Source organism: Asticcacaulis benevestitus DSM 16100 = ATCC BAA-896 (genome assembly GCF_000376105.1).
Taxonomy (GTDB): domain Bacteria; phylum Pseudomonadota; class Alphaproteobacteria; order Caulobacterales; family Caulobacteraceae; genus Asticcacaulis; species Asticcacaulis benevestitus.
The window spans coordinates 536,234-561,162 of record NZ_AQWM01000001.1; the positions used below are offsets into that span (position 1 = coordinate 536,234).

Here is a 24,929-nt window from a genome sequence, read left to right on the forward strand (position 1 = left end):
GAAACCGCGTTCAAATTTCTGCTTTTTATTTTGCCGCCATTTTTATTAAACGGCTTGAGCTAAGCTGATACAGCTTAGTCCTTCTTCGGCGTAATAACCTGACGGCCCTTATACATGCCGGTCTTCAGATCGACATGGTGAGGACGGCGCAGTTCGCCGGTGTCCTTGTCTTCGGTATAGGCATTGGGGCCCAGCGCATCATGCGAACGACGCATATTGCGGCGTGAGGGCGAAACTTTACGCTTAGGAACGGCCATTTCCGTGTCTCTCTCAAGTCAAGGGCCCGAACCAGAAAGGCAATCAGGCACAAAATAGGGTGGCGACGCACACGAAGTGAGTCAGAAGGCGCGCCTTATGCCTCATGTTCCCCGCCTGATCAAGCACCAATTGCACTTTTTGGTCCGTCATAGTCAGGAAAGGCCATTGGCGTTCATGGCCTGCGCTAGTGGATCGTTATCCGGCAACGGACTTCGCATAACGCTTTCGATATGCAAGCGAGCCATTTCCAGCCGTTTTTCGTCATGGCTTTTCGGCGAGATCAGCCGGCGGCCGTCTTTCAGGGTCACGATCAGACCATGCGTCACACGGCTGCCCTTGCGCTCATGGTCATAACTATGCTGCGCGACGTCGCGGATATCCTCCGCCATGATATGATGGGTTTTGCGCCACGAGGTCAGACTGAGCAGACGTATGCGGATATGGCCATCGCCGATATGCCATTCACGGTGGCGCCCGACACAGGCCCACAGGACAATGCCGAGTGCCAGCGGCAGGGCGATCATATTCATCAGGATAAAGCCGAACGGCGGCATCTTGCCGGCTTCGATCAGCGCCCAGTCGCTATAATCACTGGCAATAGCCGCCGCGGCCAGCATGACGCCAACCAGTATATAGAGGAAGCGCGGCAACAGCCCAAGCTCGTCCTTCAGTGTCATGATACCCACCCTTTTGCGCCAATATAGCGCAAAGGGCAGATTTGTCATGTCTAGCCTTCGATCTGGGCCGAGGCTTCGATCTCGACCAGCCATTCCGGATTGATCAGGCCGCTTGTGCCGATGAAGCTGGAGGCCGGACGAATCTCGCCGAAGATTTCCCCGTGCGCCCTGGCGGCATCTTTCCACAGCGACATGTCGGTCAGGAAGATGCGGGTGCGGATGATGTCGGAGGCCTTGCCGCCGGCGTCTTCCACCGCCTTGACGATGATGCCAAGTGCGGCCTTGGTCTGGGCGTAGCAGTCACCGACACCGGCAGTCTGGCCGTCTACAACCGGCGCTGTGCCCGACACTTCGATGCGGTTACCCGAACGAACGGCGCGGGAGAAACCGATTTCGCCCTCGAAAGGCGAACCGGACGTGATCAATTGGCGGGTCATGTGTAAATCCTCAGTTTAGACGAGACGCGAGCGCACCTTGGCGGCGGCGATGAAACTCTGGAACAACGGGTGCGGCGCGAAGGGGCGGCTTTTGAGTTCCGGGTGATACTGCACGCCGATAAACCACGGATGCTCCGGGCGCTCGACGATTTCCGGCAGGAGGCCATCGGGCGACATGCCGGAGAAGCGAAGACCGCAGTCTTCCAGACGCTCGATATAGTCGCGGTTGACTTCGTAACGGTGACGGTGACGCTCGGATACGTCGACGCCGCCATAGATTTCCGCGACCTTGGAGCCTTCCTTGAGCTTGGCCTCGAAAGCGCCCAGACGCATCGTGCCGCCGAGATTGCCTCCGGCGGCGCGCTGGGTCAGTTCGTTACCGTTCAGCCATTCGGTCATCAGGCCGACCACCGGCTCGGTGGTGAGGCCAAATTCGGTCGATGAGGCTTCCTTGATGCCGGCCAGGTGGCGCGCCGTTTCCAGCACCGCCATCTGCATACCGAAACAGATGCCGAAATAGGGCACATTGTTCTCTCGGGCAAATCGCGCCGCTTCAATCTTGCCAAGTGCGCCGCGTTCACCGAAGCCGCCGGGCACCAGAATGGCATGGACGTTCTCAAGGCGTTCGATCACCGCATCCGGCGCACCTTCAAAGGTCTCCGATTCAACCCAGTCGATGCGGACGCGCACATTGTTGGCCATGCCGCCGTGATAGAGCGCTTCGATCAGCGACTTGTAGGCGTCCTTGAGCACGGTGTACTTGCCGACTACGGCGATGGAGACTTCCCCGTCCGGATAGGCATAGCGCTGGGTGATGTCCTTCCACATGGCGAGATCCGGCGCCTTGGCGTCTTCGATACCGAACACGCTCAGCACTTCGGTATCAAGGCCCTGCTTGTGGTAATCGATCGGCACGGCGTAGATATTGTCGGAATCCATCGCCTGAATGACGGCGGTTTCGCGGACATTACAGAACAGGCCGATCTTGCGGCGTTCTTCGGCGGGGATTTCCTGTTCGCAGCGGCACAGCAGGATATCAGGCTGAATGCCGATCGAGCGTAGTTCTTTCACCGAGTGCTGGGTCGGCTTGGTCTTCATCTCGCCGGCCGTCTTGACGAACGGCAACAAAGTCAGATGGATGAAGCAGCACTGGCGGCGCGGCAGTTCCTGGCCAAGCTGGCGGATGGCTTCAAAGAACGGCAGGCCTTCGATATCGCCGACCGTACCGCCGATTTCGACAAGGATAAAGTCGGCGTCGCCCTGATCGGACACCACGAACTGTTTGATCTGGTCGGTGACGTGCGGCACCACCTGCACGGTCGCGCCGAGATAATCGCCACGGCGTTCTTTCTCGATGATGTTGGAATAGATGCGGCCGGTAGTGATGTTGTCGGTCTTGCGGGCGTTGACGCCGGTAAAGCGCTCATAGTGGCCGAGGTCAAGGTCGGTTTCGGCGCCATCGTCGGTGACGAAGACTTCGCCGTGCTGATAAGGCGACATCGTGCCCGGATCGACGTTCAGATAGGGGTCCAGCTTGCGGAGTCGCACCTTGAAGCCCCGGGCCTGGAGCAATGCCCCCAGAGCCGCCGACGCCAAGCCCTTGCCAAGCGAGGAAACCACCCCGCCAGTGATGAAAACGAAACGGGCCATATCAGACTCTTACCATAAAATTAGAGATGACCCACGGAGCTTAGCACTCCATGGGCCGAAAACAGTGTGTATTAGTGTGGGCGTGAGCCCAAAAAAAACGCTTAACGCGAAGCCGATGACGAAGCCGCCGAAGACTGCCAGATGCCTTCCTTGGCCTTCTCGACCTGCTTCGAGGACGCCGCTGACGAAGCCGCCGGATTGGCCGGCAGCTTGAGCGGTGCCGGCAGGGCTGCGGGCTTGGAAGCGGAGGGTTGTGTCTGTTGTTGCGGCGTGGCCGTTGCAGGCGCCGGAGCACCGGCCAGGGGCAGATCGCTCAGCGAAGGCGCGGCCGAGCTGGTTTGCGCGGCGGCGGGCGCTGCCGGTTGTGCCGACTTGTCGATCGTCAGGCCGGTCGTATCCACCTTATCGACGGCCGAGGTCGTCTTTTGTGAATAGTTGCCGACAATGGTCAGGCCAATGGAATTGGCGAAGAAGATAAAAGCCAGGATCGCGGTCGCCTTGGTCAGAAGATTGCCTGCGCCGCGGGCCGACATGAAGCCCGAAGGTCCGCCGCCCATGCCGAGCGCGCCGCCTTCGGAGCGCTGGATGAGAATCAGGCCCGCCATGGAGACGCTGACGATGATTTGGACGGTCAAAAGTATATAAAACAGCATGTCGGGTCTTTAGGTTCTTCTATAATCTTTTTCGCGGAAAGCGCCCGTTACCGGTCGCTCGGATGAGAAGTCGCACGCCCTTAGCATCCTCCGGCGCGAATGGCCATAGGGGTCTTGGATTGCACAACAGAAATATGATGCAGGCGGACGATTACAAGGGGGCGCATTTTTTATGCCCTGCCGCTTCATCGGTTTGAGGGCAAAAGCCGTTCAAGGTTCTCGTCATCTCTGCTTTATTACACCGGTGCCGTATCGGCGGCCCTAATGATCGGCATAAAGTCCTCGACCGTCAGGGACGCACCGCCGACCAGCGCGCCGCCAACGCCTTCCAGCGCCAGCAGGTGCGCCGCATTGGAAGCCTTGACCGAGCCGCCATAAAGAACCTGCGGCGCATTCGTGCCGAAATGCTTGTCGAGATGCTCCCGGATCAGGGCGAAGGCTTCAAGAATCTGCGCGTCCGACGCCACAAGCCCGGTGCCGATGGCCCAGACCGGCTCATACGACACATGAAACGCCTGACCTTTCAGGTCGCTCGTCACACTATCCGCCAATTGGCGCGACAGCACGGGAATCGTCAGGCCGGCCTGACGCTGGTCAAGGGTTTCGCCGATGCAGATGATCGGTTCCAGCCCGGCGCGCAAAGCCGCCAGCGACTTGCGCGCCACCAGGGCACACGGCTCCAGATGACCATGGCGGCGCTCGGAATGCCCCAGAATAACCATGGAAGCGCCGGCGTCTTTCAGCATGGGAGCCGAGATATCACCAGTATAGGCGCCTGAATCGGCGTGGTGGCAATCCTGCCCACCCAGGACAATGTCCGTACCTTGCAGGACATCGGCCATCAGCGGCAACAAGGTGGCCGGCGGAAACAGGGCGACGCGCGCCTGGAGCCCGCGGCTTTGTTCGGCAATGGTGCGGGCGATCGGGAGCGACGCCTTGACGCCGTTCATCTTCCAATTGGCCGCGATCAGGTGGGTTTGTGGCATTATCATTCTTTTTGGGGCTGGCATTTCAGGTCTGCGTCCGGTCAGCGCACGCGCCTTCTGGTGAGGCCCTGTTGCGCCGGCGGTGTGTTCGCAGCGTAGAAAACATAGACTGAGGCTGGCAGCCAAGCCAAGGAAAACTTGCCAAGAAAATCCTTGAAAGTCACAATTTCCCTTTGTAACAGCCTTATTCGTGCCGTAAGACACCACCATATCTGCGCGCGTGCGCCAAAAAAGCGTGCCGGCTACTTTTGCGTCTACAGGATACATAAAGCGATGATCACCGCCTTCCGCGAATTTACCAAGTCATGGTTCTTTAAAGGCCTGATGGTGCTTTTGATTGCGTCGTTCGCCGTTTTCGGCCTGCGCGACGCCTTCAACAAAATGGGCGGCAACGATGTTGTCACCGCCGGCAAGCGCGAGATCAGCTCCAACGATTTCAAGAGCCGATTTGAAATTATCAAGGAAAACTATCCCAAGGAAAACAAGGGACAGACCTTCACCAACGAAGAATATGTCGCCGCCGGCGCCCATATTCGCCTGCTGAACCAGATGGCCGACGAGACGGCGTTTGCCGCCTGGCTTGATTCGCTTGGCATCAAACCATCGGCCAAGATGATCGTCGCTGAAATCGGCAAGATCCCCGCCTTCTTCAACAGCGTCACCGGCCGTTTCGACAAGGACACCTATCGTCAGTTGCTGGCGCGCAACAACATGACTGAAAAGTCGTTCGAGGAGAATATGTCGGACGAAATCGCCGGTCAGCAGTATCTGTCCGCCGCCGTCGCCGGCTTCAAGGCGCCGCGTATCTATGCCGCCGCCGAAGCCGCAGTGACCCTGCAAAACCGCGACGCCAGCCTGTTCGTGGTCAATCAGTCGAACATCATCCTGCCCGCCCCGCCGACAGAAGCCGATCTGAACGCCTTCTACACCGCGCGCCTGCCGCAATTGCAGATGCCTGAACTGCGTCAGGCCTCGGTGGTCCGTTTCGCCGTCGACAACTACAAGGACATCAAGGTTGACGAAGCCGCCGTCCGCAAGCTCTATGATGCCCGCCTCGCCACCCTGGCCGCGCCGGAAACCCGCAGCTTCGTGCAAGTGACCGCCCAGAACGCCGGCGACGCCAACGCCATCGCCAGCGCCCTGAAAGCCGGCAAGACGCCTGAAGACGCCGCCAAGGCCAACAAGGGTCAGGTCATCACCTATGACCTGAAGCCCAAGACCGCCGTGCCCGACGCCAAGATCGGCAATGCCGCCTTCGCGCTCAAGACCGGTGATGTTTCCGGCGCCATTCAGGGCGAACTCGGCTACGCCGTCATCAAGATGGGCGAGATCAAGACCGGTTCGACCCCATCTTATGACAGCGTACATGCCCAACTGGTTCAGGACTACCTCAAGGAAGAGGCAGCCAACCGCGTCAACAAAGATTCGAACGCTTTCTCTGATGCCATCCGCGCCGGCAAGAATTTCGACGCCACCGCCAAGGAACTGGGCCTGACCGTCGTCAAGCTTGAGCCGATGACCGCCGATGGCCAGACCAACAATCCGCGCGCCAACTATGGCAATTACACCACCCTGGTGAAGGCGATCTACGACCTGCCGTCGGCCGGTTCGGCCTCGGACGTTGAAGAACTCGGCGAAGGCCAGTATTTCGCCGTCCGCCTTGATGCCGTGAAGCCCGCCGGTGCCCCGCCTTTCGCCCAGATCAAAAACGAACTGGCACAGTACTGGATGGCCGAAAAGGTCGGTGCCGCCATTCAGACCAAGGCGTCTGAAGCCTCGGCCCGTCTCAACAAAGGTGAGTCCTTCGCTGCCGTCGCCGCCAGCCTGAAAGCGCCGGTCCGTCAGTTCCCGGGCTTAAGCCGCGCCACGGCACAGCAATCCGGCCTGCCGAACCCTGTGCTCGGTCGCGTCTTCGCCGGCAAGGCGGGCGAAACCTTCAATGCGCCAATTAACCAGATGAACATCGCCATTGGTCGCATCGACGCCGTTCATCAGGCTGATGTCTCCAGCGCCAACATGATGTCGACCGCCGTCCGCGCGCAAATGACCCAGAGCGTGCAGCAGGATATCGCCACGACCAACCGCACCGAAGCCCGCACCCTGGTCAAGACCGCCACCTATCCGAACACGGCCGAACTGGCGCTGGGCATCACGCCCGCCGATCCGAAGGCCGACAAGAAGGATGACAAGAAGCCCGCAGAAAAGGCCAAGCCGTGATCGCCGAGGCCGCTTCCCTGACCGCCAACCAAGACGTCTTCACCCAGGCGTATGACACCGGCAAACCCTATATCGTCAGCCGCAAGCTGATCGATGACCTGGAAACCCCGGTTTCGGCCTATCTGAAACTGTCGTGCAACCGCCCGTTCAGCTTCCTGTTCGAGTCGGTTGAGGGCGGTGCGCTCTCCGGCCGTTATTCGATCCTTACCCTGTCGCCTGACCTGGTGTGGCGCTGTTTCGGCGACAAGGCCGAACTGGCCATCGGCGGCGACATCGCCCGGGGCATCTACACGCCGGACGACAAGCCGACGCTCGATTCGTTGCGCGCGCTTGTGGCCGCCAACAAGATGGATATCCCCGAAGGGCTGCCGCCCATGGTCTCCGGCCTGTTTGGCGTCTTCGGCTACGACCTGATCCGCCTGATGGAACCGCTCGGCGCCGGCAATCCCGATCCGTTGAACCTGCCCGACGCCTGTCTGGTGCGTCCGTCGGTGATCTGCGTCTTCGATAACGTCGCGCACGAGATCCTGCTCGCCAGCCCGGTCTGGCCGGACGGCCGGACGTCTCGGGATGCCTATAGCAGTGCCCTCGCACGTCTTGACGCTGTGGAATCCGACCTGCGCGTGCCGCTGGCTGCCCAGCCCGCCGCCACCGATCACCATCAGGAACCGTTGTCGTCACCGACCTCGGCACAGGGCTATGGCAGCATGGTCGAGCGCGCCAAGGACTATATCGCCGCCGGTGATATCTTCCAGGTCGTGCCGAGCCATCGCTTCGAGGCGCCGTTCAACCTTGATCCGTTCGCCTTCTATCGCAGCGTCCGTCGCCACAACCCTTCGCCCTACCTGTTCTATCTGAACTTCGGCGATTTCCAGCTGGCCGGCTCGTCGCCTGAAATTCTGGTCCGTATCCGTGACGGCAAGCTGACGATCCGCCCGATCGCCGGCACCCGTCGCCGCGGCAAGACGCCGGCCGAGGACAAGGCGCTGGAACTGGAACTGCTGGCCGATCCGAAGGAGCTTTCCGAACACCTGATGCTGCTCGATCTGGGTCGCAACGATGTCGGCCGCGTGGCCAAGCCGGCGTCTGTGCGTGTCACTGAAAAGTTCGTCATCGAGCGCTACAGCCACGTCATGCACATCGTCTCCAATGTCGAAGGCGATGCGCCGGATGATCTGGATGCGGTCGATGCCCTCCTGGCCGCCCTGCCCGCCGGCACGCTCTCTGGTGCGCCCAAGGTGCGCGCCATGGAGATCATCGACGAACTGGAATCCGTCAAGCGCGGCGTGCTTTACGGCGGTGGTGCGGGCTATATTTCAAGCGGCGGCAGCGTCGATGTCTGCATCGTGCTGCGCACAGCCCTGTTCAGGGATCGCATGATCTATGTGCAGGCCGGCGCCGGCGTGGTGGCCGACAGCGTGCCGCAAACCGAGTATGAGGAAACCTGCCACAAGGCCGGCGCGCTCATCAAGGCCGCGCAGGACGCCTGGCGTTACGTCTACAGCCAGAACTAATTGTCGAGCCAGACTAATTATCTAGATTGATGGTTTCCTGGGGCGCTGACTCCAGGGCCATCTTGGCGCGGACAAATTCGTTCTGGTCGATACCGGCGGTTTGTTCGGTGGTTGCTGGCGGCTTAGCGCTCGAAAGCTGGAAATCTACGGCACGAGACTGGCCTTGCGGCACAGATAGCCCCGACAGCATCGCCCCACCGTCCGTTGGACGGTCAGAGTTCAGCGACGCCACCTTGACCGCATTGACCGCGCCGTTCATCGGCATACGGGTCATGGTATAGGTAAAAAACATGCCGGCGCTGACAACACCCAGCAAGGCAATGATCGGCACATAACCTGGGGCGCGCTTCTTCATCGGCCTGTTGAGCAGCATCATGGCTTCGTAAAGGCGCTCGTCGCTCAGGTCGGTTGTTTGTGCGTCCGCTAATCCGTTACGAATCGATGTCATGCGCCGCACCTTACGGATATTTGCCACGACACAAAAGTCTTGTGATGTTTAGGCTTGGAAAGGCGGATGCAATTGCTTAGATACATGCTGAATGTGTGGGCGCGCTGTTGTTAGTGGGTGACAGACACCTTACCAGACTGCGCTTACGGAGGCCTTAATGATCTTGGTTATCGATAATTATGATAGTTTCACTTACAACCTCGTCCATTATCTGGCCGAGCTTGGCGCGGAGACGCAGGTTTATCGTAACGACGCACTGAGCGTTCAGGACGCCCTGGCGCTGGCGCCGAAAGCCATCCTGCTGTCGCCGGGCCCTTGCGCCCCCGATCAGGCCGGCATCTGCCTGCCGCTGCTGCGCGCCGCCCCCGAAGACATGCCGGTTCTGGGCGTCTGCCTCGGTCACCAGTCGATCGGTCAGGCCTATGGTGGCGACGTTATCCGCGCCAAGACCTTGATGCACGGCAAGACCAGCCAGATACACCATAATAACAAGGGCATTTTCAAGGACTTGCCCAATCCATTTACAGCGACACGTTATCACTCGCTGGCGGTGAAGCGCGAAACCCTGCCCGATGATCTGGAGGTGACCGCCTGGACCGAAGACGGCGAGATCATGGGCGTGCAGCACAAGACGCGCCCGATCCACGGCGTCCAGTTCCACCCTGAATCGATCGCCACCGAAGGCGGTCACCAGTTGCTGTCGAACTTCCTCGACCTCGCCGGTATCGAGAACCACAACCTCTATGTCTGACGCCTTCAAGCCCCTGCTGTCGAAACTGGCTGACGGCACCACCCTGAACGAAGAAGACGCCGAGTCCTTCTTCTCGGCCTGCCTGCGCGGCGAACCAACCCCGGCTCAGGTGGCCGCGGCTGTGACCGCGATCCGTATTCGTGGCGAAACGGTCGGCGAAATCGCCGCCTGCGCCCGCGCCATGCGCAAGGCCGCCATCCATCTGGACCATCCCTACGAAGTGATAGATGTGTGCGGCACCGGCGGCGATGGCTTGCACACGCTGAATATTTCAACCGCCGTCGGTTTCGTGGCGGCCGGTGGCGGGCTGAAAGTGGCCAAGCACGGCAACCGCGCCATCACCTCGAAGTCCGGTACAGCCGATGTGCTAGCGGCGATCGGCGTCAATATTGAAGCGACGCTGGAGCAACAGCGCACGGCGCTCGATGAGGCCGGCATCTGCTTCATGTTCGCCCAGTCGCACCACGGCGCCATGAAGCATGTCTCGCCAATCCGGCAGCAGCTGGGTTTCCGCACCATTTTCAACCTGCTGGGTCCGCTCAGCAATCCGGCCGGCGCCAAACGTCAGGTGGTCGGCGTACCCTCGCCGCGCTTTGTTGAACCCATCGCGCAGGCGCTTGGCCAGCTTGGCGCCGTGAAGGCGTGGTCGGTGCATGGTTCCGGCCTCGATGAACTGACCACAACCGGCGAAACCGACGTGGCCGAATGGCGTGACGGCTTTGTCCGCCTGTTCAAGATCACCCCGGAGGCCGTGGGCCTGCCGCGCGCAGCGCTGGCCGATATCACCGGCGGCGCACCGGAGCATAATGCGGCGGAGCTTCTGGCCTTGCTCAATGGCAAAAAGAGCGCCTACCGCGATATCGTCCTCCTCAATGCCGCCGCCGCTTTCCTGGTGGCCGACAAGGTCGAGACGCTGCGTGAAGGGGTTGACCTGGCCATGGCCGTGATCGATGACGGCAAGGCGAAAGCCGCGCTCGACACCCTGATCCGGACGACGCCGCCCCTATAACGCCCCCCCTATAACATAAGTGTTGAGTGGCTAAGGCGTGGCGCGACATGATAGTGTCGCCACACCCGCCAAAGGAGACGATATGCAGGATATTCTGGAGAAGATTGCCACGTACAAGCGTGAGGATGTGGCCGTGCGCCGCGTCAACACGACGCTGAACGATCTCGAATCCGCGATAGAAGCTGCAGGCCCCACGCGCGGCTTTGCCCGCGCCCTTGTCGCCAACCAGCAACCGGGCGGGCTGTCGCTGATCGCCGAGATCAAGAAGGCCAGCCCCTCCAAGGGTTTGATTCGCGAAGATTTCGATCCGAACTACTTGGCGCAATGTTATGAGGCCGGTGGCGCGAGTTGCCTGTCGATCCTGACCGATAACCCAAGCTTCATGGGCCACGAATCGCACTTCCAGTCGGCGCGCGGGGCGGTGTCCCTGCCCTGTATCCGCAAGGAATTCCTCGTCGATACCTGGCAGGTGACCGAATCGCGCAGCCTGGGCGCCGACGCCATCCTGGTCATCATGGCGATGATTGATGATTCGCTCGCCGCCGATCTGATCGATACCGCGCATCACTACGGCATGGACGCTCTGGTCGAGGTTCACGACGCAGAAGAAATGCGCCGCGCGCTTACACTGAAATCAAAGCTGATTGGCGTAAATAACCGTAATCTTAGAAATTTTCATGTCGACCTGGCCGTGACCGAAGAGCTGGCCCATATGGTCACGCCCGAGCATATTCTGGTCGCTGAAAGCGGTATCTTCACGCCGTTTGACGTCAAGCGTCTGGCCCGCACCGGCGCCACCGCCATGTTGGTGGGCGAAAGCCTTATGCGCCAAGGCGATGTCACCGAAGCGACGCGGACCCTGTTGTCGATTTAAGCAAAAATGCGGTAATTTTTGCGGCGTTAGCTTGACATTAACAAGAACACATATAGAACATCGGCTATAGGTTCATGACTTGTTCTGCGAATACGCAGACAGGCATTGCGAAATAGGTGTTCTATGCTGACGACCAAACAACGCGAACTCCTGATGTTCATTCACGAACGCATCAAGGAAAGCGGCGTCTCGCCATCGTTCGATGAAATGAAAGAGGCGCTCGATCTGGCGTCGAAATCAGGTATCCACCGCCTCATCACGGCGCTGGAAGAACGCGGCTTTATCCGCCGCCTGGCGCACCGCGCCCGGGCGCTCGAAGTCATCAAGATGCCCGATCAGGCCACAGCCTCGGCACCGCCGCGCGGTCGTCAGGCCTTTGTGCCGCAAGTGGTTGAAGGCTCACGTCCGCTTGAAAGCTCCGCCCCCGTCAATGACGACACCCGCGAGTTGCCGCTGCTGGGCAAAATCGCCGCCGGTGTGCCGATCGAAGCCATGGGGCAGGAACGCGACCGCATACATGTGCCCGAAGCCCTGCTCGGCGCCGGTGAGCATTATATCCTCGAAATCGAAGGCGATTCGATGATCAATGCCGGCATTCTGAATGGCGATTTCGTCGTCATCAAGAAGACCGATACCGCACAGTCCGGTGAAATCGTTGTGGCCCTGGTCGATGAAGACACCGCCACACTGAAACGTCTGCGCAAGAAGGGCGGCTCGATTGCCCTTGAAGCCGCCAATCCTGACTACAAGACCAAGATTTATAACGATGGACAAGTCAAGGTTCAGGGCCGTCTGGTCGGCCTGATGCGACGCTATCACTAATAGGCCGCATCGCCCTCGGCTTGCGAGGGGCTTGACCAGTAGCGATGACCACGTAGGGGCTGGGCAGCCTTGATCTCCCAGCCCTTTTGCGTATCCGTCTGGCGCGTTAGTTCAATGGCGCCAAGCGTGCGGAAGTCAACGGCGCTGATACGGTTGACGCCAGCGCATTCATCCAGCCAGTCACCCACCGGACTGCGCAGGATCACCAGATCGCTGATCTGACATAGCTCCGTCAAGCGCTCTGGCTTGGGCGGCTTGTTCCTGAACCAGAAGCCGACCTTCATAGCGGCCTCAGACTTAGGCGTGCAGCCGTAGCCCTTGCAGATATAGTCGGCGTCGCGCGCGCTGATAGCCTGAGACCTCAGGCCATAGTGCTCACGCCATTGCTCTAAGCCATACTGACGCACGCGCTCACGCATCACATGTGCGCCAGCGGATGCGCGGATCGCCGCATTACCGCCCTCAGGGTCGATCCAGATATCCGGCGGCGTCACGCGCGGCCACCACAGGATAGCGCATATCGCCAGCAGACCGGCCCATCGGGCCTTGTCGCGCACCAGACAAAACCACAACAGCCCGATAAACTCGATGGCCCACCCATAGCCCTGACGGCTCGAACAGCAGGCTGAGATAGGCGGCCGCACCGCCCCCCATGGCGACCGGCAGCCACAAAAACAGCCGCCCGGCCTGCAGGCTCAGCGCGTCCACCGTGCGATTTTTGATGAAAATAATCGCGGATTTCAAACGCACATCGCCCCAAAGTGCCCAAAAATAAGATGAAAGACCTTGGGTTCGCGGCAAAGAGAGCTATAAGACCTTCACAAACCTTCCCCCCTGACCATAAATGACCATGACCCAACTAAAATCGCAAGTCGTCACCCGTTTCGCCCCCTCGCCGACCGGCTACCTGCATATCGGCGGCGCCCGCACGGCCCTGTTCAACTGGCTTTATGCGAAACATACCGGCGGCAAGTTCCTGATTCGCGTCGAGGACACCGACCGCGAACGCTCAACTGTAGCGGCTGTCGACGCCATTTTTGAGGGTCTCGACTGGCTGGGGCTGAAGCCTGACGACACCGTGGTCTTCCAGCATGCGCGCGAAAAGCGCCACAAGCAGGCCGTCGCCGAGCTGGTGGCCAAGGGCCGGGCCTATGCCTGCTTCATGACGCAGGAAGAAACCGAAATGGCGCGCGAGGACGCCCGTGAGGCCGGTCATGCCCTGCGCTCGCCATGGCGCGACCGCACGCCGACTGGGGCCGAACTGGAGCAAGCGCATGTTATCCGCTTCAAGGGGCCGCTCGGCGACGCCCTGGTGGTGCCCGATGCGGTGCAGGGCGACGTCACCTTCAACACCAAGGACATGGACGACCTGATCCTGCTGCGCTCCGATGGCAACCCGACCTATAACCTCGCTGTCGTGGTCGATGATCATGATATGGGCATCACCCACGTCATTCGTGGCGACGATCACCTGAACAATGCCGCGCGCCAGAGCCTGATCTATATGGCCTTTGGCTGGGAGCTGCCGACCTTCGCACATATTCCGCTGATCCATGGCCCCGATGGAGCCAAGCTCTCCAAACGCCATGGGGCGCAGGCGGTTGGCGATTACCAGAGCCTGGGCTATCTGCCCGAAGCCATGCGCAACTACCTGACACGCCTTGGCTGGTCGCATGGCGATGACGAGATTTTCGACGACGCCCAGGCGATTGAATGGTTCGATGTCAGCGGTATCAACAAGGCGCCGGCGCGCCTCGATTTCGCCAAGTTGGGCTCGGTCAATGCCCACTGGATTCGCGTGGCTGATGATGCGCGCCTTGTCAATCTGGTCATGGCGGAGTTGATCGGCACCGGCCACAAGGAAGCCCCGGACACACGCGAAATCCTCACCCGCACCCTGCCCCTCGTCAAGGAGCGCGCGCAGACCATCGTGCAATTGGCGCAGGCTGCGCATTTTGCGTTGGTGAAAGGGCCGGTTCCGCTTGATGAAAAGACAAAAAATCTGCTGACAGAAGAAACAATTTCTCGCCTCAAGCGTCTTCACGAAAATGTGTTGCTATGGGACAACTGGGATGCCGATTATATTGACGGACAATTGAAAAATTTCGTTGAAAATGAAGGTGTTGGCTTCGGAAAGATCGGCCCTGTACTGCGTGGAATTCTCTCTGCCGGACACCCCGCACCGGATATTTCCAGACTTTTGGCCTCTATTGGCCGCGAAGAGAGCCTCCTTCGCTTAAAAGGGGGGCTTTTCATTTAGAAGGAGTGTTTATATAGCAAGCGCGACGCCGATTTTAGGTGCGCCGCACACAGGCCCCGCCAAGGGTCGAAACCTTATCTGAGGTAGCGTAATATGAGCCAGACTAACCCAGCCCAAATCAATTTCGAAGGCAAGGCCGTCGATCTCCCCGTGATGAAGGGCACGCTCGGACCGGACGTCATCGACATCCGCAAGCTGTATGCCGAAACCGACGCCTTTACCTACGATCCGGGCTTCACCTCCACGGCCTCGTGCGAAAGCAAGATCACCTTTATCGATGGCGACAAAGGCGTTTTGCTGCACCGCGGTTATCCGATTGGACAACTGGCTGAAAAGTCCAGCTTCCTAGAAACCTGCTATCTGCTGCTGCACGGCGAACTGCCGACTGCCGCGCAATCGGAGGAGTTCGAGACGACGATCACCCGTCACACCATGCTGCACGAGCAGTTCGACCGTTTCTTCTCCGGCTTCCGCCGCGATGCCCACCCGATGGCCATCATGACCGGCGCTGTCGGCGCCCTGTCGGCCTTCTATCACGACAGCCTGGATATCCACGATCTGAAGCAGCGCGAAATCTCGGCCCACCGTCTGATCGCCAAGATGCCGACCATCGCCGCCCGCGCCTTCAAGTACAGCGTCGGCCAGCCCTTTGTGCATCCGCTGAACAAGCTCAGCTATTCGGAAAACTTCCTGCGCATGTGCTTCGCCGTGCCGGCCGAAGAGTATGTGGTGAACCCGGTTCTGGCCAAGGCCATGGACCGCATTTTCATCCTGCACGCCGACCACGAGCAAAACGCTTCGACCTCGACCGTCCGTCTGGCCGGTTCGTCGGGCGCCAACCCGTTCGCCTGTATCGCCGCCGGCATCGCCTGCCTTTGGGGCCCGTCGCACGGTGGTGCTAACGAAGAAGCGCTCAACATGCTCAAGGAAATCGGCTCGCCTGAGCGCATTCCTGAGTTCATCGAAGGCGTCAAGGCCCGCAAGTACAAGCTGATGGGCTTCGGTCACCGCGTGTACAAGAACTACGATCCGCGCGCGACGGTCATGAAGCAATCGGCTGACGAAGTGCTGGCCGCTGTCGGCGATCCAAACGATCCTTTGTTCCAGGTCGCCAAGGAGCTGGAGCAGATCGCGCTGAACGACGAGTTCTTCATTGAGCGCAAGCTGTATCCGAACGTCGACTTCTATTCCGGCATCACCTTGTCGGCTATGGGCTTCCCGACCACCATGTTCACGGTGCTGTTCGCCCTGGCGCGCACCGTGGGCTGGATCGCCCAATGGAAGGAAATGATCGAGGATCCAGGTCAGAAGATCGGCCGTCCGCGCCAGCTCTACACCGGCTCCGGTCAGCGCGACTATATTCCGGTCTCGCAACGCGGCTAAGTGATGGGGTTTGGGGCCTGCGGCCCAAAGTCTTTCCTGCTCAAAGAAAAAGCCTCGCCAATTCGGCGGGGCTTTTTCTTTGATGGGGTCAGGTTATGGGGGCACTGCCCCCAAACCCCATCACTCAGGATTGAGAAATTCCAGCACCGCCTCTGCGGCTTTTTCTGCGGTTGGTCTTTGGCCGCGCCCCATGGCATCCAAAGCCTTAAACTGTTCAGCTACCTGATTGTCTCGCATGTCTTTATTTGTCAGTCGCTCATCCACAGCCTGAACCAGATTTTCGACCGTCGCTTCATGCTGAATGAACTCAGGCGCTATGCGCCTGTCGGCCATGATGTTGAACATAGTGACGTGCTTCAGCGTCGAAATGCGTTTGTAAATCCAGAAGGTCAGCGGCTCGACCTTGTAGGCGATTACCATGGGGCAGCCGGCCAGCGCCAGTTCGGTCGAGACGGTGCCGGAGCACGCCAGGGCCAGGGTGGCGGCCTGCATGGCCGAATGCTTGTCGGCCTCGCCATAGACCAGCAGCGGCCTGACCGGCCATTCGGCGATGCGGCGTTCGACCAGTTCGCGCACGGTGTCGGCCACCGGCATGACCAGGCGCAGATCGGGATAGATGGCGGAAAGCCGAGCCACCGTCTCGGCGAAGACCGGCGACAGGCGTTTGATCTCCGATGGCCGGCTACCGAGCAAAACCAGCAGCGTCCGTGCATTATCGAGGCCGATTCGGGCGCGGAACGTCACCGGATCGGCGTCATTGAAATCGATGCTCAAAGCCGGATTGCCGACCACGATGGTTTTGAGACCCGCGGCTTCGAAAAACGGCGGGTCCATCGGATGCAGGGCCAGAAGCAGATCGACGGATTGCGCCAGAGTCTTCGCCCTGCCCGGCCGTGCTGCCCAGACCTGCGGGCCGACATATTTGATCAGCTTGACGTGCGGCATGACCTTGCGGATCGCGGTGGCCACGCGCAGTGTGAAGCCCCAAGAATCGATCAGGATCACCACATCCGGGCGTTCGGCCTGTGCGTAGGCGACCGTTTCATGGACCCGCTTCATCACACGGCCATAGGCTTTCAGGCCTTCCAGCAGGCCGAGGATCGAGAGTTCGGAGATATCGAACGGGCTGACCACACCCTGCTCAGCCATGCGGAAGCCGCCGACGCCGAAGAAGGTCAGATCGGCCTCGGGCGCCTGTGCGCGCAGTTCGGCGATCAGGCCGGCGCCCAGGGCGTCGCCGGAGGCCTCGGCGGCCACCAGCATGATGCGTTTAGGGCTCATCGTGGCCATAGATAAAAATTCCCAGTTCGGTTGCGCGTGCGTAGACAGCTGCCTTATCGACAATCAGCAGGGCGTGTCGACGCGCCACGATGCCGCACAGGCCGGCGCTGGCGACATCGTCGACCGTTTGCAGGCCGATCGTCGGCATATCAAGACGCAGATCCTGAATGGGCTTGGCGAGTTTGGCGAGCACGCCCTTGCGTTTGTCGGGCGTGCCGCGCAAGGCGGGATTGAGCGAGGTGATACGGCTCAGCATGTGTTGCGTGCCCTCCTGCGCCTCGACCGCCAGGGTGATGCGACCGGCCACCACGACGGCCTGACCGATATCGAGCGCACCGATGGCCGCCGCCACGCGCATGGCCTCCTGAGCGTCCTCCATGGCCTCGGGAGACGGGTCTGGCCCGGCTTGCAGGTCCACGCCGATCAGCAGGTCCGGATTGGCCTCGTGAGCGCCTTCGATATGGTAACCCTGGCTGACGATGACCTGCGCGACCTGACGCAGCAGGGAGTCGTCCCCCCCACGGCCGGCGGACTGGATGCTTTGCAGGTGCTGGGCGCCGTGGTTCTTTTGCATGGTGTCGAAATCGGGGCGCTGGACGTAACCGCACATGGTGACGGCCTTGACCTGCTCGTTGGCCAGAATCTGAAAGAGTCTGGCGAAGTCACCAAGGCTTAAATCCTGCCCCGGATGATCGTTGAGTTCGGGATCGGAGAGGCCTTCGATGCGTACGACCGTGTAGGGGCGACCGATGTGTTTCAGGTAGCGCGCGACTTCGACCGGCAGAGCGCCGCCACCGGAGATCAGGGCAAGTTTGTTGTTGGACATGGGTCGCCCTTTGTTTCGGGGTATGGGGCCTGCGGCCCCATGTCTTAATTTCCTTTTCTTCCCCGTCTGATTGGCGGGAAGAAAAGGAAGACAAGGAATGTGGGGTCACAGACCCCACACCCCATAATTAAATGGCGTCAATTATCCGACGGCAAACATATCGGCCGTGTCGAATCCTCACGAATAAAGCGCACAATCTCCACCACCTGATCGATGTCGGAGAAGTTCTCCAGCACGTCGTCAAGACGCTCCTGGAAGGTGCCTTCCTCCGCGAACATCATACGGTAAGCCGTGCGCAGGGCCAGGATCAGTTCCCGCGAGAAGCCACGACGCTTGAGGCCCACCAGATTGAGCCCCTCAAGGCGCGCATGATTGCCCCACACCGAACCATAGGGAATGACGTCCTTGGTCACCACGGCGCCACCGCCGATAAAGCTGTAACGGCCCAGACGCGCGAACTGGTGCACGGCGCACGACCCACCCAGGAACACGAAATCCCCGACATGCACATGACCGCCGCAGGAGGCCTGATTGGCCAGAATGACATTGTTGCCGAGAATGCAATCGTGCGCGATGCCCGAACCGGCCATGAACATGCAGTCATTGCCAGCCACGGTCACGCCGCCGCCTTTTTCCGTCCCCGTATGCATAATGACGTTTTCACGCACCAGAGCACGCTCGCCAACGATCAGCTTGGTCGGTTCGCCCTTGTGCGCCAAATGCTGCGGCGGACCGCCCAGGCAGGCAAAGGGATGGACCACGCCGTCAGCCCCCAGTTCGGTGATCCCGTCGATCACCACGTGCGATTTCAGCACCACGCGATCCTTAAGCGTCACCTGCGGCCCGACGATGCAGTACGGACCGATCGAAACATCGGCGCCCAGTTGCGCGCCGTCATGCACTATGGCCGTCGGGTGGATTGTGACTGTCATTTAGGGCTCTCAACCACCATGGCGGCGAATTCGGCCTCGCAGACGATCTTGTCGTTCACATAGGCCTCGCCGCGGAATTTGAAAATATCGCCACGATGGCGCACGACCTCGACCGGCATACGTACCACGTCGCCCGGACGCACCGGACTGCGGAACTTTACACCATCCACCGACATAAAGAAGATGGTCTTGCCTTCAACATCTGCGTCCAAAGATTTCGACATCAGAACCGCGCCGGTCTGGCCCATGGCTTCGATCAGCAAAACGCCAGGCATGACAGGATTTTCCGGGAAGTGACCATTGAAGAACGGCTCGTTGAACGTCACATTCTTGATCCCGGTCATGGACTTGTTCTTGACCCAGTTCTCGCCGCGATCGATCAGCAGAAAGGGATAGCGGTGCGGAATGCGCCTGAGGATTTCGGCATAGTCCACCGAAACCGGCGCCGCGTCGGCCACCGTGTCCTGAATGTCTGCGTCGTCAGCGTTTGTTGTCATCGAGAACCTTACCCTTTATCCTTTGTCATCGCGTTTTTCTCCAGCCATACCATTTCGCGCAGGAACTGGCGCGACGGCTTGGCGGGAAAGCCGGACACCATGGTAGCGGCCGGTACATCCTTAAACACACAGGCGCCGGCCGCGACCTTGGCCCCCGCACCGATCTCGATATGATCGATAACACCGGCACGACCGCCAAACATGGCGCCATCGCCCACCTTGACCGAACCGGAAATGCCGGAATGGGCGGCAATGATACAATTGCGCCCGATCTGGCAATTGTGGCCGATCTGGACCATGTTGTCGATCTTTGTTGCTTCCCCGATGGTGGTGTCATCGTAGGCGCCGCGGTCTATGCAGGTGCCTGAACCGATGCTGACGTCATCCTGGAGGATCACCCGGCCCAGTTGCGGCACATCGACCAGCCCGCCCGCATCGCCCGAAACGCCAAAACCCGCCTCGCCGATATGGGCGCCGGCCAGAACCTGTACGCGATCGCCGATCAGGGCGCACGACACCGTGGTGTGGGCGCCGATCCGGCAATGACGACCGATCCGGCAGCCTGGGCCGATCACCGCATAGGCTTCGATTCGCGTGCCCGCGCCGATCTCGACATCCTGGCCAATGACCACGCCGATACCGAGCGTCACGCCCTCTTCCATCTTCACGCTGGGATGGATGGCCTGCTGCCCCTCATGACGGCGCGGCGTATAGAGACGCGACGCCAGCCGTGACCAGGCTGCTTGCGGGCTGGCGGTGACCAGCGCCACACTGGCCAGCGGCACGTGCTCGACAAAGGCCTGCGTCACAAAAACGAACTCGGCCTCCGTGCGGCGCAGATTGGTCAGGTAGCGGCGATCGCTGAAATAGGCCGCCTTACCCGGACCGCCCAAAGATAAAGGGGCGCAGGCCGTTACGAACCCGCTCCCCTTCTTTTCCGGCTCGATAAGCCGGCTGGAGGTTATAACCGCCACCTGATCCAGGTCAATTTTTGAACCTATATCAAAAAAACGCAGATCAGGCATAGTCGGTTTAAATCTCTTTACTTGGCGGGAGCTGCCCCCGCTGCTGGCTGGTCAAGCTTGACGCGATCGAAGGCCGGCAGCTTTTCGCCGGTGGAATCCATCTTTTGCACAACGGCCGTGGTGATGTTCATCGCCGGGTTGGCATAGAGGAAGCTGGTTTGGCTGTTCGCACCAGCAGTATTCGTTGTCATGTCATAATGCAACAGGCTGTCGGCCGACAAAACGGTCGCGCAGCTCTTTTGCGTGACGACAGCGTTGATGTTTGGGATCATCTTCTGGAAGATGGCCTGCATCACTTCCTGCTGGGTGTACTGCATTTCCTGGTTACGTTGCTGCACCTTGGCCTGGAAAGCCTGACGCTTCTTTTCCCAGGCTTCGGCCTTGCCCTGCCAGGCGGCCTTGGCGGCAGGCGTGGCTTCGGCGGCCTTTTGACCAGCGGCCAGGGCCTTGTATTCGGTTTCGATGGCCTGGCCTTCGCCACCCAGTTCGGCGTCAACAGCGGCCTTGAGCTGCATCAGGCGGTCCGAAGCGGCCTTGCCCATGGCCGAGGTCGACATGGCGGTTTGTTCGTCAAGCACGCATTGGCCGGGAACGGCGGCGCCGAAGGTCGGCGGCGTCGGGGTGGCCGGCGCCGCAGCGGCGGCGGGAGCCGCGGCCTGAGCCATAACCTGGCCAGCGCCGCACATCAGCACGGCAGCGCTGGCGATAAGGAAGAGGGATGCTTTTTTCATCGGTGTATTGTCCATCTCAGGATATTTTTTGGTTAGAACTGCGTGGATTGCGAGAAGCGGAAGGATTCTGTTTTATCATAGGACTGTTTCGACAGCACCTGGCTCAGATCGAACTGAACCGGGCCCATGGGCGATTTCCAGCGGATAGTGATACCCGCAGAAGCACGAAGTGACAAGTCATCGACGATATTCGTAAGACGCTGACCCGTTGTAGACTGACCTGGCGTAGAATTAATCTTGAGGCGGTCATCAACGCCGCCCAGTGTACCAAGGTCTATAAATAGAGCGGTTTTAAGGCCGTACTGCTCGGGCAAGCCGTTGGGAATACCCAGTTCGGCGGTGCCGATGGCGTAGGTTTGCCCACCGAGCGCGTAACCCGTTGAGGTGTCGCGCGGGCCCATGCCGGCATATTCGAAGCCGCGCATCGTATCACCGCCCTTGAAGAAGCGGTCGTTGATGCGGATGGCGTCGCCCTGCCAGGGGACGATCGCTCCAGCAGTACCGAAGACGTGCAGGATCATGTCCTTGCGGAAGCCATGATACCAGTGCCCTTCCAGTTCAGACGAGACGTATTTCACGTCGCCGCCGAGACCGGCGAAGTCCTGGCGCAGTGTGAACATCCAGCCGCGCGTCGGCTGGACATAGTCGTTGCGCAGGTCGAAGGACAGCGAGTAACCGACCGAAGAGGTCAGGCCGTTGCCGCAGCTATATAGCAGGCCGTTACAGGCATCCGACGAGGTGTAGGTCACATCGTCGCTACGCAGGTTGTAACGCAGGCGCAGAACCGAGAAGCCATTCAGGCTATAGCCAAGACGCACGCCACCGCCGAAGGAGTCGGTCGAATAATCGACGCCCCTATAGTGATACGAGCTCTGGAACAGGTCGAAACCGGCCTGGATATCGCGGCCAAGGAAGCGCGGCTCGGTGAAGGAGAAGTCGATGTTCTTCTGGATCGAACCGGTCGAGACACGGGCGCGAACCTGCTGGCCCGTACCGCGGAAGTTCGACTGTGCGATGCTGATGTCGATGATGAACTTCTGCACCGACGAGAAGCCGGCGCCGAATGACAGTTCGCCGGTCGGTTGTTCCTCAACGGCCACTTCGATATTGGTCTTGCCGGGCGTCGCCGAAGGCTTCTCGGTGACGTTGACGTCCTTGAAGAAGCCCAGGCCGCGCACATACATCTTCGAGCGCTCGATCAGCGCCTTGTTGTAGGCATCGCCTTCCGACACCAGAACCTGGCGGCGGATAACGCGGTCGAGCGTCTGGGTGTTGCCGACAATGTTGATCTTGTCGATATAGACGCGCGCACCTTCGTGCACGTTGAAGGTCAGGTCGACGTTGTGATCGTTAGGATCGGCGTCTTCCGACGGGCGGATATCGACGAAGGCGTAACCGGCCGCACCGGCGGCGAACGTCAGGTCATCGACCGCCTTTTCGACGCGGTCGCTTTCATAAAGCTGGCCCGGACGGATCGAAATGGCGTGCTGGAGGTTCTCGGCCTTCAGCTTGTCATTGTCGGTCTTGATTGTGATGCGGCCGAAATTGTACTTCTGGCCTTCGTCCACCGTATAGGAAATGGCGAAGTCCTTGCGGTCCGGCGTCAGTTCGGCCACCGCCGACAGGACGCGGAAATCGAAGTAACCGCGGTTGGTGTAGAATTTGCGCAACTGCTCGCGGTCGTAATCCATACGGTCCGGATCGTAGTTGTCGTTCGACGAGAAGAACTTCCACCACAACGACTTCTGTGTGACGACGACCGATTTCAGATCGTTGTCCGAAAAGGCGTGGTTGCCGATAAAGTTGACGGTGGAGACGCCGGTCTTGGCGCCCTCATTGATTTCAAAGATCAGGTCGACGCGCTTTTGCGGCAGTTCGACGATCTTTGGCGTGACGGTGGCCGAGATACGGCCGCCCTTGCGGTAAAGTTCGATGATGCGCTGAACATCTTCCTGCACCTTGGCCTTGGTGAAGACGCCGCGCGGACGGATCTGCACTTCTTCGCGCAGCTTGTCCTTGGTCATGGCGTGGTTGCCCTCAAAGACCACCTGATTGATGATCGGGCTTTCCACGACCGTCACGACCATTTCATTGCCGTTCATGGCGATCTGGACGTCGGAGAACAGGTCGGTGCGATAGAGCGTCTTGACACCCAAGTCGATCAGTTGCGCATCAACCGTGACGCCCGGCTGGAACGGCAGGTAGGAGATGATGGTCTGCGAATCGATGCGCTCATTGCCCGAAACGACGATCTTGCCGACATAGGCCGTTTGTGCCGGCGCGGCCTGCTGCTGTTGCGGAGCGGCTTCCACGGGAGGCGCTGCCGGTACATCCTGCGCCTGCGCGCCCGTTGCCATCAGGCCGAGGTGTGTCAGGGCCAGTACGCTGACGCCGAGAGTGAGGGAGCGTGTAAGGGTCATATGGCCTCTTGTAACCGTGGACTTTGCGGCAGGAACTGCCGTGGAGAGATATGCGAAAGGGTTCGTCATCCGTATCACGAGAATAGCCCCCCGATGAACTTGGTGAACCCGCTGTTGTTAAGGTCATTCCAGAAAGCGAATAGCATTAAGCCTAATACCATCGCTATAGCAATCCGGAAGGCGGAATTCTGGATTCCGGCGGAGATAGGTTTTTTGGTCACACCCTGCCACAGGAAGAAGGCCAGATGCCCGCCATCCAGCGCCGGAATGGGGAGAAGGTTGAGAAAACCGACGCCGATGGAGATGTAGGCCATGAACTGCACATAGGTGAACAACAAGGAAGCGACGATCTGCCAGGCCGGTGCATTGGCCTGAGCCGCGGCGACCGTGATATCACCGGTCGTCTTGGTCATGCCGACGATTCCGCCGATCTGGTTGCCATTTTCTTTTCCGGTGAAAATACGGCTTATATAGGTCAGATTTGTATCAAGCGCTTTCCACGTCTGGCTGTTGCCCTTGACCAGAGCCTGCCAGGGGTTAAGCGGCCTGGAAACGAGCGGCCCGCTCATCTCGATTCCCAGCCTGCCGGCCTTGAGATTGGCGTTCGGCCCCTTGGGATCGAGCGCAACACGCTCCGGCGTCGCATAGAGGTCAAGCCGGGCTTCCGCGCGCTGCACGACGAAATGCGTGCGGGTGTCGGCGCGCAGCATCACCAGCATCTGCACATCCCGGTTGCTCTCCACAGCCTTGCCATCGACCGACAGCACGGTATCACCTGCCATGAAGCCCGCCGCCGCGGCCGGACTGTTCGGCATGACCTGAACCACCTTGGCCGGGACATAGCTTTCCCCAGCAATCCAGAAGATCATGGTCAGCAGAAAAATCGCCAGCACGAAATTGGCGACCGGACCGGCCAGAACGATCAGAAACCTCTGCCACAACGGCTTGAAATGGAAATAGTCGTTCACCGCCGCGGCACCTTCGCGTTCGGTGATCGAGATGCGCGACGCCTCCAGATCCTCCAGGGACGGCATCATCGAGGTGATGTGCTCGTCGCCGGCGAACTTGACATAGCCACCGAGCGGCAGGGCACTCAGACACCATTCGACGCCGTGCTTGTCTTTTTTACGCAGGAGAATCTTGCCGAAGCCGACCGAAAAACGCTCGACGCGGGTTTTGAACAGACGGGCCACGCTGAAGTGACCCAGTTCGTGAAAGGTCACGATCAGGGAAATGATGATCAGGAAAGGCAGGATGCCCGCGATAAAACCTAACAAA

General features: G+C 59.8%; 24 protein-coding genes. 8 read left to right on the plus strand and 16 right to left on the minus strand.

Going from position 1 to position 24,929, the window contains the following annotated elements; translation table 11 throughout:
• Window positions 1-74: 74 nt before the first annotated feature.
• From rpmF to tpiA, 6 genes are all read right to left on the minus strand, one after another.
• Complete coding sequence (rpmF, locus tag B060_RS0102655) at window positions 75-257, minus strand: 50S ribosomal protein L32 (protein ID WP_018080198.1); 183 nt, start codon at window positions 255-257, stop codon at window positions 75-77.
• Window positions 258-410: 153 nt separating this feature from the next.
• Window positions 411-935 carry a hypothetical protein gene (locus tag B060_RS0102660; RefSeq protein ID WP_155847531.1) on the minus strand — a complete coding sequence of 175 codons (525 nt, stop codon included), beginning with the start codon at window positions 933-935 and terminating at the stop codon, window positions 411-413.
• Between the two features lie 50 nt (window positions 936-985).
• Window positions 986-1,372 (minus strand): RidA family protein, encoded by a 387-nt coding sequence (locus tag B060_RS0102665; RefSeq protein ID WP_018080200.1) that lies wholly within the window; start codon window positions 1,370-1,372, stop codon window positions 986-988.
• A 15-nt stretch (window positions 1,373-1,387) separates the two neighbouring features.
• Window positions 1,388-3,022, minus strand: a complete 1,635-nt coding sequence (locus tag B060_RS0102670) for a CTP synthase (RefSeq protein ID WP_018080201.1) — start codon at window positions 3,020-3,022, stop codon at window positions 1,388-1,390.
• A gap of 101 nt (window positions 3,023-3,123) precedes the next feature.
• The gene (secG, locus tag B060_RS23760; protein WP_018080202.1) at window positions 3,124-3,675 is read right to left on the minus strand and encodes a preprotein translocase subunit SecG; all 552 of its coding nucleotides are present in this window, start codon (window positions 3,673-3,675) and stop codon (window positions 3,124-3,126) included.
• A gap of 236 nt (window positions 3,676-3,911) precedes the next feature.
• Complete coding sequence (gene tpiA, locus B060_RS0102680; protein WP_018080203.1) at window positions 3,912-4,661, minus strand: triose-phosphate isomerase; 750 nt, start codon at window positions 4,659-4,661, stop codon at window positions 3,912-3,914.
• Between the two features lie 273 nt (window positions 4,662-4,934).
• Between tpiA and B060_RS0102685 the strand changes: the two genes are divergently transcribed.
• Window positions 4,935-6,878 (plus strand): peptidylprolyl isomerase, encoded by a 1,944-nt coding sequence (locus B060_RS0102685; RefSeq protein WP_018080204.1) that lies wholly within the window; start codon window positions 4,935-4,937, stop codon window positions 6,876-6,878.
• Window positions 6,875-8,392 (plus strand): anthranilate synthase component I, encoded by a 1,518-nt coding sequence (gene trpE, locus B060_RS0102690; RefSeq protein WP_018080205.1) that lies wholly within the window; start codon window positions 6,875-6,877, stop codon window positions 8,390-8,392. The genes B060_RS0102685 and trpE overlap by 4 nt, the downstream gene beginning before the upstream one ends.
• 13 nt (window positions 8,393-8,405) lie before the next feature.
• Here the strand turns inward: trpE and B060_RS0102695 are convergent, their stop codons facing one another.
• Window positions 8,406-8,840 carry a hypothetical protein gene (locus tag B060_RS0102695; RefSeq protein ID WP_155847530.1) on the minus strand — a complete coding sequence of 145 codons (435 nt, stop codon included), beginning with the start codon at window positions 8,838-8,840 and terminating at the stop codon, window positions 8,406-8,408.
• A 157-nt stretch (window positions 8,841-8,997) separates the two neighbouring features.
• Between B060_RS0102695 and B060_RS0102700 the strand changes: the two genes are divergently transcribed.
• From B060_RS0102700 to lexA, 4 genes are all read left to right on the plus strand, one after another.
• Window positions 8,998-9,591, plus strand: coding sequence for an anthranilate synthase component II (locus tag B060_RS0102700; RefSeq protein WP_018080207.1), 594 nt, complete (start codon window positions 8,998-9,000; stop codon window positions 9,589-9,591).
• A complete protein-coding gene (gene trpD / locus B060_RS0102705) occupies window positions 9,584-10,600 on the plus strand; it encodes an anthranilate phosphoribosyltransferase (RefSeq protein ID WP_018080208.1) in 1,017 nt (338 codons plus the stop codon). Before B060_RS0102700 ends, trpD begins: the two co-directional genes overlap by 8 nt.
• An 82-nt stretch (window positions 10,601-10,682) precedes the next feature.
• Window positions 10,683-11,474, plus strand: a complete 792-nt coding sequence (gene trpC / locus B060_RS0102710; RefSeq protein ID WP_018080209.1) for an indole-3-glycerol phosphate synthase TrpC — start codon at window positions 10,683-10,685, stop codon at window positions 11,472-11,474.
• Between the two features lie 123 nt (window positions 11,475-11,597).
• A complete protein-coding gene (gene lexA, locus B060_RS0102715; protein WP_018080210.1) occupies window positions 11,598-12,296 on the plus strand; it encodes a transcriptional repressor LexA in 699 nt (232 codons plus the stop codon).
• On the opposite strand, the gene B060_RS0102720 is transcribed toward lexA, so the two are convergent.
• Window positions 12,293-12,940, minus strand: a complete 648-nt coding sequence (locus B060_RS0102720; protein WP_155847529.1) for a hypothetical protein — start codon at window positions 12,938-12,940, stop codon at window positions 12,293-12,295. The genes lexA and B060_RS0102720 overlap by 4 nt on opposite strands.
• Window positions 12,941-13,146: 206 nt before the next feature.
• Between B060_RS0102720 and gltX the strand changes: the two genes are divergently transcribed.
• Together gltX and gltA are read left to right on the plus strand one after the other, a co-directional pair.
• Window positions 13,147-14,556, plus strand: a complete 1,410-nt coding sequence (gene gltX / locus B060_RS0102725; RefSeq protein ID WP_035422852.1) for a glutamate--tRNA ligase — start codon at window positions 13,147-13,149, stop codon at window positions 14,554-14,556.
• A gap of 93 nt (window positions 14,557-14,649) precedes the next feature.
• On the plus strand, window positions 14,650-15,939 hold the full coding sequence (gene gltA, locus B060_RS0102730; protein ID WP_018080213.1) for a citrate synthase: 1,290 nt from the start codon (window positions 14,650-14,652) through the stop codon (window positions 15,937-15,939).
• A gap of 120 nt (window positions 15,940-16,059) precedes the next feature.
• Here gltA and lpxB read toward each other — a convergent pair whose 3' ends face one another.
• From lpxB to B060_RS0102770, 8 genes are all read right to left on the minus strand, one after another.
• Window positions 16,060-17,229: a lipid-A-disaccharide synthase gene (gene lpxB, locus B060_RS0102735; protein WP_018080214.1), complete on the minus strand. Its 1,170-nt coding sequence runs from the start codon at window positions 17,227-17,229 to the stop codon at window positions 16,060-16,062.
• Window positions 17,210-18,046, minus strand: coding sequence for an LpxI family protein (locus B060_RS0102740; protein WP_018080215.1), 837 nt, complete (start codon window positions 18,044-18,046; stop codon window positions 17,210-17,212). The genes lpxB and B060_RS0102740 overlap by 20 nt, the downstream gene beginning before the upstream one ends.
• A gap of 137 nt (window positions 18,047-18,183) precedes the next feature.
• Window positions 18,184-18,978, minus strand: coding sequence for an acyl-ACP--UDP-N-acetylglucosamine O-acyltransferase (gene lpxA, locus B060_RS0102745; RefSeq protein ID WP_018080216.1), 795 nt, complete (start codon window positions 18,976-18,978; stop codon window positions 18,184-18,186).
• A complete protein-coding gene (gene fabZ, locus B060_RS0102750; RefSeq protein WP_018080217.1) occupies window positions 18,975-19,475 on the minus strand; it encodes a 3-hydroxyacyl-ACP dehydratase FabZ in 501 nt (166 codons plus the stop codon). The genes lpxA and fabZ overlap by 4 nt, the downstream gene beginning before the upstream one ends.
• Window positions 19,476-19,483: 8 nt before the next feature.
• Complete coding sequence (gene lpxD / locus B060_RS0102755) at window positions 19,484-20,500, minus strand: UDP-3-O-(3-hydroxymyristoyl)glucosamine N-acyltransferase (protein ID WP_018080218.1); 1,017 nt, start codon at window positions 20,498-20,500, stop codon at window positions 19,484-19,486.
• 17 nt (window positions 20,501-20,517) lie between these two features.
• A complete protein-coding gene (locus B060_RS0102760; protein ID WP_157405617.1) occupies window positions 20,518-21,231 on the minus strand; it encodes an OmpH family outer membrane protein in 714 nt (237 codons plus the stop codon).
• A gap of 32 nt (window positions 21,232-21,263) precedes the next feature.
• The gene (gene bamA / locus B060_RS0102765) at window positions 21,264-23,651 is read right to left on the minus strand and encodes an outer membrane protein assembly factor BamA (protein ID WP_018080220.1); all 2,388 of its coding nucleotides are present in this window, start codon (window positions 23,649-23,651) and stop codon (window positions 21,264-21,266) included.
• Window positions 23,652-23,725: 74 nt separating this feature from the next.
• A complete protein-coding gene (locus B060_RS0102770) occupies window positions 23,726-24,928 on the minus strand; it encodes a M50 family metallopeptidase (RefSeq protein WP_018080221.1) in 1,203 nt (400 codons plus the stop codon).
• Window position 24,929 lies beyond the last annotated feature (1 nt).

Coding starts and splice junctions, on each gene's coding strand:
- rpmF (WP_018080198.1), bottom strand. CDS start 257: ATGGCCGTTCCTAAGCGTAAAGTTTCGCCCTCACGCCGCAATATGCGT.
- B060_RS0102660 (WP_155847531.1), bottom strand. CDS start 935: ATGACACTGAAGGACGAGCTTGGGCTGTTGCCGCGCTTCCTCTATATA.
- B060_RS0102665 (WP_018080200.1), bottom strand. CDS start 1,372: ATGACCCGCCAATTGATCACGTCCGGTTCGCCTTTCGAGGGCGAAATC.
- B060_RS0102670 (WP_018080201.1), bottom strand. CDS start 3,022: ATGGCCCGTTTCGTTTTCATCACTGGCGGGGTGGTTTCCTCGCTTGGC.
- secG (WP_018080202.1), bottom strand. CDS start 3,675: ATGCTGTTTTATATACTTTTGACCGTCCAAATCATCGTCAGCGTCTCC.
- tpiA (WP_018080203.1), bottom strand. CDS start 4,661: ATGCCACAAACCCACCTGATCGCGGCCAATTGGAAGATGAACGGCGTC.
- B060_RS0102685 (WP_018080204.1), top strand. CDS start 4,935: ATGATCACCGCCTTCCGCGAATTTACCAAGTCATGGTTCTTTAAAGGC.
- B060_RS0102695 (WP_155847530.1), bottom strand. CDS start 8,840: ATGACATCGATTCGTAACGGATTAGCGGACGCACAAACAACCGACCTG.
- B060_RS0102700 (WP_018080207.1), top strand. CDS start 8,998: ATGATCTTGGTTATCGATAATTATGATAGTTTCACTTACAACCTCGTC.
- trpD (WP_018080208.1), top strand. CDS start 9,584: ATGTCTGACGCCTTCAAGCCCCTGCTGTCGAAACTGGCTGACGGCACC.
- trpC (WP_018080209.1), top strand. CDS start 10,683: ATGCAGGATATTCTGGAGAAGATTGCCACGTACAAGCGTGAGGATGTG.
- lexA (WP_018080210.1), top strand. CDS start 11,598: ATGCTGACGACCAAACAACGCGAACTCCTGATGTTCATTCACGAACGC.
- gltX (WP_035422852.1), top strand. CDS start 13,147: ATGACCCAACTAAAATCGCAAGTCGTCACCCGTTTCGCCCCCTCGCCG.
- gltA (WP_018080213.1), top strand. CDS start 14,650: ATGAGCCAGACTAACCCAGCCCAAATCAATTTCGAAGGCAAGGCCGTC.
- lpxB (WP_018080214.1), bottom strand. CDS start 17,229: ATGGCCACGATGAGCCCTAAACGCATCATGCTGGTGGCCGCCGAGGCC.
- B060_RS0102740 (WP_018080215.1), bottom strand. CDS start 18,046: ATGTCCAACAACAAACTTGCCCTGATCTCCGGTGGCGGCGCTCTGCCG.
- lpxA (WP_018080216.1), bottom strand. CDS start 18,978: ATGACAGTCACAATCCACCCGACGGCCATAGTGCATGACGGCGCGCAA.
- fabZ (WP_018080217.1), bottom strand. CDS start 19,475: ATGACAACAAACGCTGACGACGCAGACATTCAGGACACGGTGGCCGAC.
- lpxD (WP_018080218.1), bottom strand. CDS start 20,500: ATGCCTGATCTGCGTTTTTTTGATATAGGTTCAAAAATTGACCTGGAT.
- B060_RS0102760 (WP_157405617.1), bottom strand. CDS start 21,231: ATGAAAAAAGCATCCCTCTTCCTTATCGCCAGCGCTGCCGTGCTGATG.
- bamA (WP_018080220.1), bottom strand. CDS start 23,651: ATGACCCTTACACGCTCCCTCACTCTCGGCGTCAGCGTACTGGCCCTG.